We start from the raw sequence: 15949 nt of genomic DNA, 5'->3' as shown, positions 1-15949 counted from the left end.
CGGGGCAACCTGCGCCTCCTCTCCGGGTGTCGGTCGCCTCGCTATTTGTCGGCTTCACCCGTTCCGGAACGCTCCGCGCGCGTTGCTACCTCTGTCTGGCAGACTTCGCGGAACGTCTTCCAGACCTCCGCCATCTCGGGGTCGGCTTTCAGTTCGGCGATCCGCGCATGATGAGCGTCGATCGCCGCGGTGTGCAACGCGGACAACACCGGATCTTCGAGGAAGCGGCCCATCTCGCGCCGGATCGCCAATCCATAGCGCAGCATGGTCAGGTTATCTTCGCGCGCAGAGCTGCGTTTGCGCGCATAATTGGCAGTCAGCCGGTCCGGCCGCACCGCGTCGCCGCGCTCCATTTTCAGTAACAGGCTTTCCGCCGAGCGTACCGAATAATGCGCGAGCCATGCCTGATCATATCGCCCGCGCACATCGTAGCCGCGATCCGTTCCGACACGGAATTTACGCGGCACCGGGACGCCGGCACCGTCGAGCCAACGAATGCCGCGCCGTCGCTCCATCTGCGGACGATGGTTGTTCCATTCGAGGACCGTCGGCGTGACCTTTGCGATCGTCTTCACGCCACGACGGGCACGGCGCGCTCCGGGTCTCATGTCGATCGCCCAGGTGAACCGCTCGGTAACGAGACCTTCTTCGAAGCTTTCTCGCCCTCCGAACCCGAAGAGCAGCTCGCCGAAGGAGATCGCATCGGGATAATCGTGCAATGCCAGAAGCCCCGGAAGGGTGCCATCCGCCACGTCGATGTGCAGAAATTCGTCGGTATCGCAGATCATCGTGTAATCGGCCTCGCGATGGCGCCGCAATTGCGACCCGTAAGCCAAGGCGTGTCGATGGAAGCGTTTGGTGTCCGCCAGATATGCTGGGTTGGGCAAGTGTTGCACGACCCCGAGAGCATCGAGCCGGTCCAGAATCGCATCCGTGCCATCGAAGCAGTCGTTCGAAAAGACGATGAAATCGGTCACCCCGAGATTGCGCCAATGGGCCAACCATTCGAGGATGAAAGGCCCTTCGTTCTTCATCATGATGATGATGCAAATTCGCATCGGCGTGATCACGGCTGCCTCCGGGGCGCTGTCTTTAGTCATGTCTGAAAGCTCTTGGGTCGCCCAGTTCGAGCGGAGTGACGCGAACAAATGTCACAAGCTTAAAGATTTATCATACTGTTTATAATATAAGATTTTGCCTTGGCTCATATGCTCGCCGGCGCGTATCGTTGAAACGATACAACATCACGACCGCCGCACCAGTCTGCATCGAGATCCGGCATCATTTTGACGCAGGTGTGGCCTCGCGGTGAATTCTCCCCTTGCACCAGAGCGGACCCACGCGTACATCCGGCGGCGGGACACCCTTCCCCAACGAAGGGCATATATCTGGAAGGATACCAGCAATGGCTATTCAAGCTCCGGCTACGCGGCCGGCAAACCCGCGTTTTTCTTCGGGCCCCTGCACGAAGATCCCTGGTTTCTCCCTCGACATGCTCAATGACGCGCCGCTGGGCCGTTCGCACCGTGCCGCTATCGGCAAGGCGAAGCTGAAAGAGGCGATCGACACCACCCGCGAAATTCTGGGCGTGCCCGCCGATTACCGCATCGGCATCGTGCCCGCCTCCGACACCGGCGCCGTCGAAATGGCGATGTGGTCGCTGTTGGGCGAGCGCAAGGCGACGATGGTCGCTTGGGAAAGCTTCGGCGCGGGCTGGGTGACCGACGTGGTCAAGCAGCTCAAGATCGAGGCCGAGACGAAGACTGCCGACTATGGCGATATCGTCGATTTCTCCACCATCGACTTCAACACCGACGTGGTTTTCACGTGGAACGGCACCACCTCGGGCGTGCGCGTCCCCAATGGCGATGCGATCCCGGCGGACCGCGAAGGCCTCACCATCTGCGACGCCACCTCGGCCGCTTTCGCGATGGATCTGCCCTGGGACAAGCTCGATGTCACCACCTTCTCCTGGCAGAAAGTGCTGGGCGGTGAAGGCGGTCACGGCGTGCTGATCCTGAGCCCCCGCGCTGTCGAGCGGCTCGAGAACTACTCCCCCGCCTGGCCGCTGCCGAAGATCTTCCGCATGACCAAGGGCGGCAAGCTGAATGAGGGCATCTTCAAGGGCGAGACGATCAACACCCCCTCGATGCTCTGCGTCGAAGACTACCTCGTGTCGCTGAACTGGGCGAAGTCGGTGGGCGGGCTGAAAGGCCTGATCGACCGCGCCGATGCCAACGCGAAAGTCGTCTGGGATTTCTGCGCCGAAAAGCCGTGGATCGCGAATCTCGCCAATGATCCGGCGACCGCGTCGACCACCTCGGTCTGCCTCAAGTTCACCGACGATCGCATCAAGGATGGCGCAGCCTTCGCCAAAGCCGTCGCCAAGCGGCTCGAAGCTGAAGGCGTGGGCCTCGATCTCGGCGCCTATCGCGACGCCCCGGCCGGTCTGCGCATCTGGTGCGGCTCGACCGTCGAGACGGCGGATGTCGAGGCGCTGATGCCTTGGGTCGAATACGCCTTCGAGGCCGAGATCGCCGCGCAAGCGTGATCCGTGACAGATTGGCGGGCCTCCGGGCCCGTCCTTTCCCGATATTCTGAAAATTCAAGGATCCCAGAAAATGGCCCCCAAGGTTCTCGTCTCCGACAAGCTCTCGGAAACCGCCGTCCAGATCTTCCGTGACCGTGGCATCGAGGTCGATTTCGAACCCTCGCTCGGCAAGGACAAGGAAAAGCTCGCCGAAGTGATCGGCAAGTATGACGGTCTCGCCATCCGCTCGGCCACCAAGGTCACGGCGAAACTGCTGGAAAGCGCGACCAACCTGAAAGTCGTCGGCCGCGCCGGTATCGGCACCGACAATGTCGACAAGGAAGCGGCGAGCAAGAAAGGCGTGATCGTGATGAACACGCCCTTCGGCAACATGATCACCACCGCCGAGCACGCCATCGCGATGATGTTCGCGGTCGCGCGCCAGATCCCCGAAGCCGATGCCTCGACGCAGGCCGGCAAGTGGGAAAAGTCGAAATTCATGGGGGTCGAGCTGACCGCCAAGACGCTCGGCGTGATCGGTGCGGGCAATATCGGCGGCATCGTCTGCGACCGCGCGCGCGGTCTGAAGATGAAGGTCGTGGCCTATGACCCCTTCCTGAGCGAAGAGAAGGCGGCCAATATGGGCGTCGAGAAAGTCGAGCTGGACGAACTGCTGCGTCGCGCCGACTTCATCACTCTGCACGTGCCGCTTACGGATTCGACCCGCAACATCCTCTCGAAGGAAAACCTGCAGAAAACCAAGCCCGGTGTGCGCATCATCAACTGTGCGCGTGGCGGCCTGGTCGACGAGCAGGCGCTGGCCGATCTGATCAAGTCGGGCCATGTCGCAGGCGCGGCCTTCGACGTCTTCGCCGAGGAACCGGCGACCGATAACGTCCTCTTCGGCCTGCCGAACGTGGTCTGCACGCCGCACCTCGGCGCCTCGACCACCGAAGCGCAGGAGAACGTGGCCCTGCAGGTGGCAGAGCAGATGTCTAACTACCTGCTGGACGGCGCCGTCGAGAACGCGCTCAACATGCCCTCGATGACCGCTGAAGAAGCGAAAGTCATGGGCCCCTGGGTGAAACTCGCGCAGCACCTCGGCGGCTTCATCGGCCAGATGACAGAGGACGCGATCAAGGCGATCAACATCACCTTCGACGGTGTGGCGTCCGAGATGAACCTCAAGGCGCTCGACGCGGCTGTCGTTTCGGGCATCCTCAAGGCCAGCCAGCCGGACGTGAACATGGTCTCCGCCCCGGTCATCGCGAAAGAGCGCGGCATCCAGATCTCGACCACCTCGCAGGACCAGACCGGTATCTTCGAGGGCTACATCAAGGTCACCGTCGTCTCGGAAAGCAAGGAACGCTCGATCGCGGGCACCGTGTTCTCGGATGGCAAGCCGCGCTTCATCCAGATCAAGGGCATCAACATCGACGCCGAAGTGGGCGAGCACATGCTCTACACCACCAACGACGACGTGCCCGGCATCATCGGCAAGCTCGGCACGATCCTCGGCGAGAAGGGCGTGAACCTCGCGAACTTCACCTTGGGTCGTTCCAAGCAGGGCGGCGAAGCGATCGCCATCGCCTATGTCGACGAGGCGGTCAGCGCGGACGTTGTCGAGGCGCTGAAAACCTCGGGCGGCTTCAAGCAGGTCAAGCCGCTGGAATTCGTCCTCGGCTGACTTAGCTGAACGGTTGAAACCGGGCCCTCCGCCGTGCGCGGGGGGCCTTTGCATTGGAAGGGGCACTCATGCGGACCTACGCGATCGGCGACATTCACGGGCATCTCGACAAGCTGCGCGGGGCGCATGACCTGATTGCGGCGGATCGCGACGCCTATGGCGAGACGGAGGCCCCCATCGTGCATGTCGGCGATCTGGTGGATCGCGGACCGGACTCGGCGGGGGTGATCGACTACCTGATGAAAGGTCAGCAGAGCGGCGAGAACTGGATCGTGTTGCGCGGCAATCACGACCGGATGTTCCTGGGCTTCCTCGACGATCCCTATACCGAAGACCCGATCCTCAGCGCAGAGGTCTCCTATCTCAATCCGCGCGTGGGCGGCGAGGCGACACTGGAGAGCTACGGCATCCCCGACGCGTTCTCGCGCCCACTCGACGAGGTCACATCGGAGCTTTCCGCCATCCCGCAGTCCCATCGCGACTGGCTCGCGCGCCAGCCCGCCTATTTCCCCCGCGGCGAGGCGATCTTCGTTCACGCCGGCATCCGCCCCGGCGTGGCGATGGAGGATCAGGTGGAGGATGACCTGCTATGGATTCGCAAACCCTTCCTGACCGATCCGCGCGACCACGGGGCGCTGATCGTGCATGGGCATACAAATATCAAGGCGGCCACCCATTACGGCAACCGCCTCAATCTCGATTCCGGCGCGGGCTATGGCCACCCGCTCTCGACCGTGGTGATCGAAGGCCGCGACGCGTGGCTGCTGACCCCCGAGGGCCGGGCCGAACTGCCACGCGGCTAACGCTTACCGCGGCTCGAAATAGTCGAGCGGGATTTTCAGGTAAGACCGACCATCCCCCTCGGCCTCGGGCTTGCGCCCGCCGCGGATATTCACCTGCAAAGCGGCCAGCATCAGCTTGGGCAGCGGCAGGGTCGCATCGCGTTCTTCACGCGTCTTGATGTACTCCTCGCGGGAGATGCCGTCCTTGACGTGCTTGTTGTGCTTGCGGTGATCGGCCACGGTCGCGCCGGTCTGCGGCTCCTTGCCCTCGCCGGGATAGTCGTGCCCGATGAACAGCCGCGTCTCGGCGGGCAGATCGAGAATCGCCCGGATCGAATCCCACAGCTCGGCCGCAGAGCCGCCCGGAAAATCCGCCCGGCTCGTGCCGCTTTCGGGCTGCATCAGCGTATCATGCACGAAGGCCGCATCGCCCACGACATAGGTGATCGAGGCCAGCGTATGCCCGGTCGAGAGCATCACCTTCACATCGAGATTGCCGATCCTGAACGTCTCGCCCTCGGCGAACAGGTGATCCCATTGCCGCCCGTCCTGCGACAGCTCGGGCGTGTTGTAGATCTCGGCCCAGAGGCTTTGCACCGTCCGCACGCGCTCGCCGATGCCGCGCTTCGCGCCCAGTTTCTCGGCCAGCCAGACGGCGGAGGAGAAGTGGTCGGCATGGGGATGCGTATCGAGCACCCACTCCACGTCGATCCCCTCGGCCTTGACGTAATCGAGGATTTTCTCGGCATTGCCCAGCGTCGTAGCGCCCGCCTGCGGGTCGTAATCCCAGACCGGATCGACCACCGCCCCCTTCATCGTATCGGGGTCGTGAAAGACGTATTGCCAGCTTCCGGTGGGACGATCCCAGAACCCTTTGACGATCGGGTTGGCAGTCATGTCGGCCTCCTAGTCATATTCGATTTCTAGAATGTGTTCCCTATGTCACGAGTTTCAACCCGGTGCCCTTGGCAAATGACGTCTCGTCATAACCATGCGGGCGCGCTGGCGCGGGTTCAGCCCATTCGCTACCCTCGCGCCGACCCAAACATTGGAGGCTACCCATGACCGGTATCGTCATTCTCTCCGGCACCCGCACGCCTATCGGCACGTTCGGCGGCACGCTGTCCGGCTTCGCGCCGATCGACCTCGCCACCCATGTCTCGAAAGAGGCGATCTCGCGGGCGGGCGTGTCGGCGGACAAGATCGGTCAGGTGGTCTTCGGCCATATCATCAACACCGAACCGCGCGACATGTATCTCAGCCGCGTGGCGGCGGTGAATGCCGGCGTCCCGATCGGCACGCCCGCGATGAACGTGAACCGCCTTTGCGGCTCCGGCGTGCAGGCGGTCGTGTCCGCCGCGCAGATGCTGATGCTGGGCGATGCCGATTTCGCGCTGGCAGGCGGTGCCGAGGTGATGAGCAAATCGCCCTATATCCTGCCCGCCGCCCGCTTCGGTCAGAAGATGGGCGACGCGAAGATGCTCGACATGATGACCGGCGCGCTGTCGTGCCCCTTCGGCACCGGCCATATGGGCGTGACGGCCGAGAACGTGGCCGCCGAGTGTTCGATCTCGCGCGAAGAGCAGGACGCCTTCGCGATGGAAAGCCAGGAGCGTGCGGCAAAAGCGATCTCCGAGGGCCATTTCAAGGAAGAGATCGCCCCCGTCGAGGTCACCACGCGCAAGGGCACGACCGTCTTCGACACCGACGAGCACCCGAAACAGACGAGCCTCGAGAAACTCGCCTCGCTCAAGCCGGTCTTCCAGAAGGACGGCTCGGTCACCGCGGGCAACGCCTCGGGCATCAATGACGGTGCGGCGGCACTGGTTCTGGCCCGCGAAGAGGCCGCGAAAGAGGCGGGTCTGACCCCGCGCGCCAAGATCACCGGCTACGCCATCGCGGGCGTCCGCCCCGAGGTGATGGGCCTCGGCCCGATCCCCGCCGTGCGCGCGCTGCTGGAAAAGACCGGCATGCAGGCCTCCGAGTTCGACTGGATCGAAAGCAACGAAGCCTTTGCCTCGCAGGCGCTGGCCGTCTCGCGCGAGCTGGGTCTGGATGCGTCGAAGGTGAACCCCGATGGCGGCGCGATTGCGCTCGGCCACCCGGTCGGCGCCACCGGCGCGATCCTGATCGTGAAGGCGCTGCACGCGCTGGAGCGCACCGGCGGCAAGCACGGCCTCGTCACCATGTGCATCGGCGGCGGCCAAGGCATCGCGCTCTCGATCGAACGTCTCTGAGGCCCGGTCTTTGAGGGTCAAGCGGGCGGGCAATCCATAGCAATTTAAGGATTTTCCCGCCCGCCCATCATCGCGGTTAACCCGCCTTTCACACAGCACTGCAACTCTGCCTCCCGGACCACACGGGGGGCTTTGCCGCGTCCATGCACAAGGCGATCGCAGAGAAACTGGCACGGGAACGCCGCGGGCGACTCGCGGCGGAAAAGCTGTTGGAGCAGAAGCGCCAGGAATTGTTCGCCGCCAACCAGAAGCTGGCCCAGCACGCAAGGATGCTCTCAGATCAGGTGGTGGAGCAGCGCGAAGGTCTTGCCCGTGCTCTTAGCGAACGCGAAACCCTGCTGGGCGAGAACAGCCGCGTGCGCAACGATCTCGAACGGGCCAATTCGCTCGCCCAGATCGCGCAGGCGCGGCTGTGGCACGCGGTCAATTCGATCTCGGACGGCTTCGCCGTCTTCGACAGCGATCTGCGCCTCGTCGCCGCCAACCATTTGTTCCTCTCCTTCTTCGAAGGCGAAATCGCGATCGGCGTCGGCGTCGCCTATGACGAAGTGATGCGGATCGCGGCAGAGCGCGGGGTCTTCGACCTGCAGGGGCGCGATCCGCACCATTGGCATTTCGAGATGTGCGAACGCATCCGCCGCACCGAGATCCCCCCGATGGCGCTGCGCACGCAGGATGGCCGCTGGTTCCGGCTCAACGACACATGGGGCGCGCAGGGCGATCTCGTCACCTTCGCGCAGGACATCACCGGCGCCGTCGCGCGCGAAGCGGAGTTGCGCGACGCCCGCGACCGGGCGGAGGCGGCGAACCGCGCGAAATCCGCCTTCCTCGCCAATATGAGCCACGAGATCCGCACGCCGATGAATGGCGTCGTGGGCATGGCGGACCTGCTGGTCGAGACCGATCTGTCCGAAGAGCAGCGCTTGTTCGCCGAGACCATCCGCTCCTCCGGCGAAGCGCTTCTGACCATCATCAACGACGTGCTCGATTACTCGAAGATCGAGGCGGAGCGGATGCGGCTTTACCCCGAACCCTTCGATCTGGAACGCTGCCTGCACGAGGTGACGGTGCTCTTGCAGCCCTCTGCCAAGGACCGCGATCTGAAGCTTCTGGTGGATTACGACCTGTTCCTGCCCACCCGGTTCGAGGCCGATCCCGGACGGATGCGGCAGATCCTGACCAACCTTCTGGGCAATGCGGTGAAATTCACAAAAGCCGGTCACGTCCTCGCCCGCGTCGTGGGGGTCGAACGCGAGGTCGGTCACTACGAGCTGCACATCACCGTCGAAGACACCGGCATCGGCATCGCGCCCGAGCTGCTCGATCACGTCTTCGGCGAGTTCAATCAGGTCGAGGCCGAGAGTAATCGCAAGTTCGAAGGCACCGGGCTTGGTCTTGCGATCACCCGCCAACTGGTGGAGTTGATGGGTGGCGAGGTCTGGGTGGACAGCGCGCTTGGCGAAGGCTCGTGTTTCGGCCTCAAACTGGTGCTGCCCCGCGCCGAACCGGTCGAGCCGATCGACGCCCCCTCCCAGCCGATCACGCTGCACGCGGCGCTGGTGGTCGACGATCTTCTGGTCAATCGCGTCATTCTGGAGCGGCAATTGCAGACCTACGGGCTGGAGGTGACGCTTTGTCGCTCCGGCGAGGAGGCGTTGCAGGTGATCAAGGATGGCAGCGCCTTCGACGTGATCCTGACCGATCATCGGATGCCCGCGCTCGACGGGGTGGCGCTGGCGCAGAGGCTTCGGGCGGATGGCGGCGACGTGCCGATCCTGCTACTCAGCTCCGACCCGGAGGCTGCGAAGGCCGCGATGGACGAGGGTGTCACCGGCTGTCTGCAAAAACCGGTGCTGCGCTCGGAACTGTTCCGCGCATTGCAGGACCTGTCGCGAGCCGCCGAAGCGACACCTGATCCGCCGCCTCCCAGCCCGCCGCCAGACCTGACCGAGCGGCGTGCGATGCGGATCCTCGCCGCCGAGGATAACCGCACCAATCAGCTGGTCTTTTCCAAGATGGTGAAGGATCTCGATATCGATCTGCGCTTCGCCAATAACGGGCATGAGGCCGTCGCGCTGTGGCGCAGTTTCCAGCCCGATCTGATCTTCATGGACATTTCGATGCCCGGCATGGACGGGCGCGAGGCGGCGCGCGAAATCCGGGCGTTGGAAGGCGCCGCGCATGTGCCGATCTGCGCGCTCACCGCCCATGCGATGGAGGGCGACAGCGAGAGCATCCTCGCCGCCGGGATCGACCACTACCTGACCAAGCCTTTGAAGAAACGAGAGATTACCGAACGCATCCAGTCGGATCGCCCCGCAGATGCACGCCCACCCGCGGCCGAGCAACCCGCCTAGCGGTAGTCGGCCAGCACCGCCAGGAACGCCTCGGCAAAGCGGTCGAGCTTCGCCTCAGGCAGGTTGGAAATCCGGGCGAGATCGTCGCGGTTGCGAGGCTTCGTCTCCGCGATCTTGCGGATCGTCGAGGCCGAACAGGAGAGCGGGCGATCATAGCCATCCGCGCCGCGTTCGAGATTTCGCTGCGCGTCGGCCAGACGGTCGTAAATCTCCCCCTCGGTCGAACCTGCGAGCTTGCGGCGCAGCGGGTGCATCTCTTCCACCGCGCCGGCGATCACCTCCAGAAACTCCGCGCCGTAGCTTTCCAGCTTCTTGGCACCGACACCGCTGATCCCCGCCATTTCGTCGAGCGTTCCGGGGCGTTTCTCGGCCATCTCGATCAGGGTGCGGTCGGTGAAGACGACATAGGCGGGCACGCCCTGCGCCTCGGCCAGCGCGCGGCGCTTCGCCTTCAGTGCCGAGAGAAGCGGCGCGTCGTCGTCGCTCACCAGCGTCCGGACCACGTGTTTGGTCTTCGCCTTCGCCACCAGATCGCGGCGCAGCGTGATCGACTGCTCGCCGCGCAGGATCGGATGCGCGGTCTGGGTCATCACCAGCGCGCCGTGCCGCGATGCGTCGGGCCGGATCAGGTCGTGGCCCATCATCTGCCGAAACACCGCCTGCCATTGCGCTCGGCTCAGATCGCGCCCGACCCCATAGGTCGGCAGCTTGTCGTGGCCCCATTGTTTTATCTTGTCGGTCTGCGAGCCCAGCAGAATCTCGATCAGATGCCCCGCGCCGAACCGTTCCTCCGAGCGCAGCGCGGCGGACAGCGCCTTGCGCACGGCCTCGGTCCCGTCGAACAGCTCGGGCGGCGTGTCACACAGGTCGCAATGCCCGCAGGGCGCGGCCTCTTCGCCGAAATAGCGCAGCAGCTTCACCCGGCGGCATTCGGTCGCCTCGGCGAGACCCAGCAGCGCATTCAGCCGCCCGTGATCGGCCTCCTTGCGCTCGGGCGGGGCGAGCCCTTCGTCGATCTGGGACCGGCGCAGCTTGATGTCGTCGGGCCCATACAGTGTCAGCGTCTCGGCGGCGGCACCGTCGCGACCCGCGCGACCGATCTCCTGATAGTAAGCCTCGATGCTCTTGGGCAGATCAGCATGGGCGACCCAGCGGATATCGGGCTTGTCGACGCCCATCCCGAAGGCGACCGTCGCGACCACGATCAATCCGTCTTCCTGCTGAAAGCGGGTCTCCACAGCGCGGCGGTCATCGGCCTCCATCCCGCCGTGATAGTGACAGGCGAGATGCCCGGCCTCGCTCAGCGCCTTGGCCAAGCTCTCGGTCTTCGCCCGCGTGCCGCAATAAACGATGCCGGATTGCCCTTTTCGCGCGGCCGCGAAGCGCAAAATCTGTTGGCGTGGCTGATCCTTGGGCGAAAAGGCCAGATGGATATTCGGTCGGTCGAAGCCGCGCAGGAAGCTCTCGGGGGGCTGCCCGTCGAACAGGCGCGTGACGATCTCGGTCCGGGTTTCTTCGTCGGCGGTCGCGGTGAAGGCCGCAAGCGGGACGCCGAGACTGCGGCGCAGCTCGCCGATGCGCAGGTAGTCGGGGCGGAAATCATGGCCCCATTGGCTGACGCAGTGCGCCTCGTCCACCGCGATCAGACTGACGCCTGCGCGCTTCAGCAGGTGCTGCGCCCCGCCAGAGGCCAGACGTTCGGGCGCCATGTAGAGAAGCTTCAGCCGTCCTTCGTCGATCGCGGTGAAGACCTCTTCGGTCTCCTCCTCGGTATTGCCCGAAGTCAGCGCGCCCGCCTCGACACCCGCCTGCCTCAATGCGCGGACCTGATCGCGCATCAGCGCGATCAGCGGCGAGATCACCACCGTCACGCCCTCGCGCGCCAGCGCAGGCAATTGATAACACAGGGATTTCCCGCCGCCCGTCGGCATGATCGCCAGCACGTTCCGGCCCTCGATCACCGCGCGCACGATCTCTTCCTGACCGGGTCGGAAGGCGTCGAACCCCCAGACTCGCGCCAGTAGCTCTGCGGGGGCTTCGGCTGCCACAGCCGCAGGCATCAGAAGCTGTTGCCGTAGAAGAAGGCCGCGTTGTTGAACAGTGCCTGACGGATGATGATCAGGATGATGAAGGCCACCAGCGGCGCCAGATCGAGCCCGCCCGTGTCGGGCAGGAAGCGACGGATGCGCCCGTAGATCGGCTCCAGCAGGTTATTCAGGCCGAACCAGATTTGCGCCACCAAGGGTTGGCGCAGGTTCAGCACCTGAAAATTGATAAGCCAGCTCATGATGATATGGGCGATCATGACGAACCAGATGACGTTCAGGATCAGCACCAGGGCCTGAAAGAGCGTGACCATCGAAACCTCCGCTTTGGATCGCAAAGACAGGTAAGCGAGGCGCCGCGGCATTGCAACCGCAGGCTCACGCGCATTTTCCGTAACGTCTCTCTTGACCGTCCCGCGGCGTCGCAGCACCAGTGCCCGCATGTACCCCGTTATCCGTATGGCCAAAGAGATCGTGAAGTTCCGCAACGCCCCGGCGCTGCCGATCACGGGTACCCATGTCAGCCAGCATATCTGCTGGCCGTGGGACATCGACCTCTGGATGGAGCTGAACAACGGGCGCACGCTGACGCTCTACGATCTCGGGCGAATTCCGCTTGCGATCCGCACAGGGCTCTGGGGCGCACTGAAGCGCAACAAATGGGGCATCGTGGTCGCCGGGAACACCACGCGCTATCGCCGCCGGGTGCAGGCCTTCCAGAAATTCGAGATGCGCTCGCGCTGTCTTGGCTGGGACGATCGCTGGATCTGGCTAGAGCATGCGATGTTCACCGAAAGCGGCGAATGCACCTCGCATGTGCTGATCCGTGGTGCCGTGACCTCGAAGAAGGGCATGATCCCACCGGCGCAGGTTCTGGGCGAGATGGGGCAGGACGCGACCTCGCCGCCGCTGCCCGAATTCGTGACCGCCTGGGCCGAGGCAGACCTCAAGCGTCCCTGGCCGCCGCAGATGTGACACTGCCGTGCCCGCGGCATGCCCCGACCGTCGAACCCCTTGCCAGACCGTCCCTTTTCGGGCTTGATCGCCGCAATTGCTGGCGCGGCGGGGAGAGGGCGACATGATCACGGCGAAGAAACGCATCTGGGGCTGGTGGTTCTTCGACTGGGCGAGCCAACCCTATAACACGCTGCTGATCACCTTCATCTTCGCGCCCTTCGTGAAAGACCTGATGGGCTCGGGGACCGCGGCGCAGACCGTCTGGGGTTATGGCGTGGGCATCGCGGGGATCATCATCGCGCTCGGCTCTCCCTTCCTCGGCGCGATTGCCGACCGGTCGGGGCGGCGGATGCCGTTCATCTGGGTCTTCTCGGTAATGTACGTTCTGGGCGCGTGGGGGCTATGGTACGCGGTGCCGGGCGATTTCAAGCTGATGGCGATCATGATCAGCTTCGCCATCGGCATGATCGGCATGGAATTCGCGACCACCTTCACCAATGCGATTCTGCCCGATCTGGGTCCCCGCGAAGAAATCGGGCGCATCTCCGGCTCGGGCTGGGCGTTCGGCTATATCGGCGGAATGATCACGCTGTTCATCATGCTTTTGCTGCTGCAGGCGAGCCCGACGACCGGGAAAACCATGCTCGGGATCGAGCCGCTGTTCGGCCTCGACGTCGCCACGCGCGAGGACACCCGCGCGGTCGGGCCGCTCACCGCGATCTGGTACGCGGTATTCATGATCCCCTTCTTCCTCTGGGTGCGCGAGCCGCGCAAAGCCGACGCGCTGCCCATCGGCACGGCTCTGCGCGGCGCATGGCCGGAACTGCGCGCGACGCTCCGCGCGCTGCCACATCGGCGCTCGCTGACCTCGTTCCTGCTCAGCTCGATGTTCTATCGCGATGCGCTCAACGGCATCTACACCTTCGGCGGGCTCTACGCGGCGGGCGTGCTGAGCTGGTCGATCACCCTGATCGGCATCTTCGGCATCCTCGGCACGATCACCGGCGCGACTTTCGCATGGCTCGGCGGCAAGGCGGACGACCGCTGGGGGCCGCGCACGGTCATCATCACGACGCTCGTGATCCTCACGCTCGTGGTGCTCGGCATCGTGATGATCTCGCGCGAAAGCGTCTTCGGCATGGCCGTCACCCCCGACAGCAAACTGCCCGACATCGCCTTCATGGTACTTGGCGGCATGATCGGGGCCTGCGGCGGCGCGCTGCAATCGGCCTCGCGCACGATGATGGTGCGTCAGGCCGACCCGGAAAAGATCACCGAGCATTTCGGCCTCTACGCGCTTTCGGGCAAGGCCACGGCCTTCATCGCGCCGCTTGCAATCGGGATCACGACGCAGATAAGCGGAAATCAGTCGACCGGCATCACGCCGATCATCGTTCTTTTGCTTTTGGGCCTGGTCCTGCTAGGCTTCGTGAGAAGCCACGGAGACCCTGCGCCCGAAGGACCCCCCTCACCATGATCGCGAAATTACTCGCCGCCGCTCTTTCTTTCAGCCTGATTGCCGCCCCCGGATTCTCCGAACCGCTCGCCCGCCAGCTTTTTGGCGCGGAAGCGGTAGCCTCGGCGCAGGCGCCCTCTGCCATCGGCTTCTATTCGCGCGGCTGCGCCGCCGGGCTGCAACGGATGCCCGAGAGCGGGCCGACATGGCAGGCGATGCGCCTGTCGCGCAATCGCAACTGGGGCCAGCCTGCAATGCTGACCTATCTGCAGGACCTGTCGCGCTACGCCGCGACCCTGCCGGGGTGGAACGGGCTCTATATCGGTGACATTTCCCAGCCGCGCGGCGGCCCGATGACCGGCGGCCATGCCAGCCACCAGATCGGGCTGGATGCCGACATCTGGATGCTGCCGGCCACGAACCTCAATCTCAGCCGCGCCCAGCGGGAGAAGATCTCCTCGATCTCGGTGCGCACCGCCGACCAGCGCCATATCAACGGCAACTGGACGCCGCAGCATCTCGAGCTGATGCGCCATGCCGCCGCCGATCCGCGGGTCGACCGCATCTTCGTCGCCGCTGCGGTGAAAATCGCGATGTGCAACACGGTGCCGCGCAACGACCGCGCTTGGCTGCAGAAAATCCGTCCGATGTATGGCCACAACACCCATTTCCATGTCCGCCTGAAATGCCCGCCCGGTGCGCGCTATTGCCAGACGCAGAAGCCGACCGTGGCGCAGCTGTCGAAGGGAGGCGACGGCTGTGACGAGACGCTGAACTGGTGGGTGACGGATTACCTCAACCCGCCGAAAACCGCAGCGAAGCCCAAGCCGAAAGGGCCGCCGAAAAAGAACGCCAAGACCTACGTCATGTCGGACCTGCCGAGCCAATGCCGCGCCGTTCTGTCTTCGCGCTGATCGCGGGAGCGGGGCTGGCGGTTCTCGCGGGGCTCGCGCCGGCCGGACCGGAACCGCGCGCCCGCTTCCTGCAAAGCTATCACTGGACGATGCCGGGCGTGAGCGTCTTCGGCGGCTTCTCGGGGCTCGAGCTGGGCCCCGACGGGCGCAACTTCATCACCCAATCCGACCGCACGACGATCTGGCGCGGGCGGCTGGACCGGGACGCGCAGGGCCGGATCAGCGACGTCGAAATCACCAACGGGCCGAACTGGCTTCACAGCTCCAAAGGCCGCGTGCTCAACCGCCATCAGGGCGACAGCGAAGGCTTGGCCCTGGCGCCCGACGGCTCGGTCTACATCTCCTTCGAAGGGCTGGCGCGGGTGTCGCATTTCCCGACCGACGGCGGTCCGGCCGAGCTACTGCCGCGCCCGGATGCCTTCGCGAAGATGCAGAACAACTCCTCGCTCGAGGCGCTGGCGATCGACGATCAGGGCACGCTCTACACGATGCCCGAACGCTCGGGCGCGAAGGACAGACCCTACCCGGTCTGGCGCTATCGCGATGGCAAATGGGATCAGCCCTTCGCCATCCCGCGCTCCGATAACTGGCTGCCGGTCGGTGCGGATTTCGGGCCCGATGGCCGCTTTTATCTGCTGGAGCGCGACTTCTGGGGCCTTCTGGGCTTCCGCTCGCGCGTGCAGGTCTTCGACATCAACGGCGATTCGATCTCGGGGGGCGAGGTTCTGCTGGAAACCGGCGCGGGACGACACGACAATCTCGAGGGCCTGTCGGTCTGGCGCGACGACGAGGGTGCGATCCGCCTGACGATGATCTCCGACGACAATTTCCGGTTCCTACAGCGCACCGAAATCGTCGAATACGTCCTGCCCAACACCCGCCGCACCGCCAAGAAGGATTGACGCGCGCGTCGTGACGGCGTATCGCGCGCCCTTGCCCGGGCTGGTCCGGGCCATGTCTCCGCTACCATGTAAAAACGGTTGA

The 15949-nt window shown here is 64.4% G+C and carries 13 protein-coding genes; 9 read left to right on the top strand and 4 right to left on the bottom strand.

Annotated elements, in window-relative coordinates; genetic code table 11:
• Positions 1-41 precede the first annotated feature (41 nt).
• Positions 42-1100: a glycosyltransferase family 2 protein gene (locus B6V76_RS13085; protein WP_088727649.1), complete on the bottom strand. Its 1059-nt coding sequence runs from the start codon at positions 1098-1100 to the stop codon at positions 42-44.
• A 305-nt stretch (positions 1101-1405) separates the two neighbouring features.
• On the opposite strand from B6V76_RS13085, the gene B6V76_RS13080 reads away from it, so the two are divergent.
• From B6V76_RS13080 to B6V76_RS13070, 3 genes are all read left to right on the top strand, one after another.
• Positions 1406-2551, top strand: coding sequence for a phosphoserine transaminase (locus tag B6V76_RS13080; protein WP_088727648.1), 1146 nt, complete (start codon positions 1406-1408; stop codon positions 2549-2551).
• A gap of 70 nt (positions 2552-2621) precedes the next feature.
• A complete protein-coding gene (gene serA, locus B6V76_RS13075) occupies positions 2622-4217 on the top strand; it encodes a phosphoglycerate dehydrogenase (RefSeq protein WP_075775352.1) in 1596 nt (531 codons plus the stop codon).
• Positions 4218-4285: 68 nt separating this feature from the next.
• Positions 4286-5020 (top strand): metallophosphoesterase family protein, encoded by a 735-nt coding sequence (locus B6V76_RS13070; protein WP_088727647.1) that lies wholly within the window; start codon positions 4286-4288, stop codon positions 5018-5020.
• Positions 5021-5023: 3 nt separating this feature from the next.
• Here B6V76_RS13070 and B6V76_RS13065 read toward each other — a convergent pair whose 3' ends face one another.
• Positions 5024-5896 (bottom strand): MBL fold metallo-hydrolase, encoded by an 873-nt coding sequence (locus tag B6V76_RS13065; protein WP_088719840.1) that lies wholly within the window; start codon positions 5894-5896, stop codon positions 5024-5026.
• A gap of 164 nt (positions 5897-6060) precedes the next feature.
• Here B6V76_RS13065 and B6V76_RS13060 point away from each other — a divergent pair, with 164 nt between their 5' ends.
• On the top strand, positions 6061-7236 hold the full coding sequence (locus tag B6V76_RS13060; protein ID WP_088727646.1) for an acetyl-CoA C-acyltransferase family protein: 1176 nt from the start codon (positions 6061-6063) through the stop codon (positions 7234-7236).
• A gap of 143 nt (positions 7237-7379) precedes the next feature.
• Positions 7380-9593 (top strand): response regulator, encoded by a 2214-nt coding sequence (locus B6V76_RS13055; RefSeq protein WP_088727645.1) that lies wholly within the window; start codon positions 7380-7382, stop codon positions 9591-9593.
• Here B6V76_RS13055 and recQ read toward each other — a convergent pair.
• Both recQ and B6V76_RS13045 read right to left on the bottom strand, forming a co-directional pair.
• A complete protein-coding gene (gene recQ / locus B6V76_RS13050; RefSeq protein ID WP_088727644.1) occupies positions 9590-11653 on the bottom strand; it encodes a DNA helicase RecQ in 2064 nt (687 codons plus the stop codon). The two genes, B6V76_RS13055 and recQ, sit on opposite strands and share 4 nt — an antisense overlap.
• The gene (locus tag B6V76_RS13045) at positions 11653-11952 is read right to left on the bottom strand and encodes a YggT family protein (protein WP_075775346.1); all 300 of its coding nucleotides are present in this window, start codon (positions 11950-11952) and stop codon (positions 11653-11655) included. The genes recQ and B6V76_RS13045 overlap by 1 nt, the downstream gene beginning before the upstream one ends.
• Before the next feature lie 127 nt (positions 11953-12079).
• Here B6V76_RS13045 and B6V76_RS13040 point away from each other — a divergent pair, with 127 nt between their 5' ends.
• The 4 genes from B6V76_RS13040 (at position 12080) to B6V76_RS13025 (ending at position 15867) form a co-directional block, all read left to right on the top strand.
• Positions 12080-12613 carry an acyl-CoA thioesterase gene (locus tag B6V76_RS13040; RefSeq protein ID WP_088719844.1) on the top strand — a complete coding sequence of 178 codons (534 nt, stop codon included), beginning with the start codon at positions 12080-12082 and terminating at the stop codon, positions 12611-12613.
• Positions 12614-12716: 103 nt separating this feature from the next.
• Complete coding sequence (locus B6V76_RS13035; protein ID WP_088727643.1) at positions 12717-14072, top strand: MFS transporter; 1356 nt, start codon at positions 12717-12719, stop codon at positions 14070-14072.
• On the top strand, positions 14069-14965 hold the full coding sequence (gene mepA, locus B6V76_RS13030; protein ID WP_088719846.1) for a penicillin-insensitive murein endopeptidase: 897 nt from the start codon (positions 14069-14071) through the stop codon (positions 14963-14965). Before B6V76_RS13035 ends, mepA begins: the two co-directional genes overlap by 4 nt.
• Positions 14938-15867, top strand: a complete 930-nt coding sequence (locus B6V76_RS13025) for an esterase-like activity of phytase family protein (protein ID WP_075775342.1) — start codon at positions 14938-14940, stop codon at positions 15865-15867. The genes mepA and B6V76_RS13025 overlap by 28 nt, the downstream gene beginning before the upstream one ends.
• The last annotated feature ends 82 nt before the right edge of the window (positions 15868-15949 follow it).

This window comes from Thioclava sp. IC9, from assembly GCF_002213225.1.
In the GTDB taxonomy this organism is placed as follows: domain Bacteria; phylum Pseudomonadota; class Alphaproteobacteria; order Rhodobacterales; family Rhodobacteraceae; genus Thioclava; species Thioclava nitratireducens.
This window is presented reverse-complemented; position numbering and strand designations above follow the sequence as displayed.

Coding starts and splice junctions, on each gene's coding strand:
- B6V76_RS13035 (WP_088727643.1), top strand. CDS start 12,717: ATGATCACGGCGAAGAAACGCATCTGGGGCTGGTGGTTCTTCGACTGG.
- B6V76_RS13070 (WP_088727647.1), top strand. CDS start 4,286: ATGCGGACCTACGCGATCGGCGACATTCACGGGCATCTCGACAAGCTG.
- B6V76_RS13055 (WP_088727645.1), top strand. CDS start 7,380: ATGCACAAGGCGATCGCAGAGAAACTGGCACGGGAACGCCGCGGGCGA.
- B6V76_RS13045 (WP_075775346.1), bottom strand. CDS start 11,952: ATGGTCACGCTCTTTCAGGCCCTGGTGCTGATCCTGAACGTCATCTGG.
- B6V76_RS13085 (WP_088727649.1), bottom strand. CDS start 1,100: ATGACTAAAGACAGCGCCCCGGAGGCAGCCGTGATCACGCCGATGCGA.
- B6V76_RS13025 (WP_075775342.1), top strand. CDS start 14,938: ATGCCGCGCCGTTCTGTCTTCGCGCTGATCGCGGGAGCGGGGCTGGCG.
- mepA (WP_088719846.1), top strand. CDS start 14,069: ATGATCGCGAAATTACTCGCCGCCGCTCTTTCTTTCAGCCTGATTGCC.
- B6V76_RS13040 (WP_088719844.1), top strand. CDS start 12,080: ATGTACCCCGTTATCCGTATGGCCAAAGAGATCGTGAAGTTCCGCAAC.
- B6V76_RS13065 (WP_088719840.1), bottom strand. CDS start 5,896: ATGACTGCCAACCCGATCGTCAAAGGGTTCTGGGATCGTCCCACCGGA.
- B6V76_RS13060 (WP_088727646.1), top strand. CDS start 6,061: ATGACCGGTATCGTCATTCTCTCCGGCACCCGCACGCCTATCGGCACG.
- serA (WP_075775352.1), top strand. CDS start 2,622: ATGGCCCCCAAGGTTCTCGTCTCCGACAAGCTCTCGGAAACCGCCGTC.
- recQ (WP_088727644.1), bottom strand. CDS start 11,653: ATGCCTGCGGCTGTGGCAGCCGAAGCCCCCGCAGAGCTACTGGCGCGA.
- B6V76_RS13080 (WP_088727648.1), top strand. CDS start 1,406: ATGGCTATTCAAGCTCCGGCTACGCGGCCGGCAAACCCGCGTTTTTCT.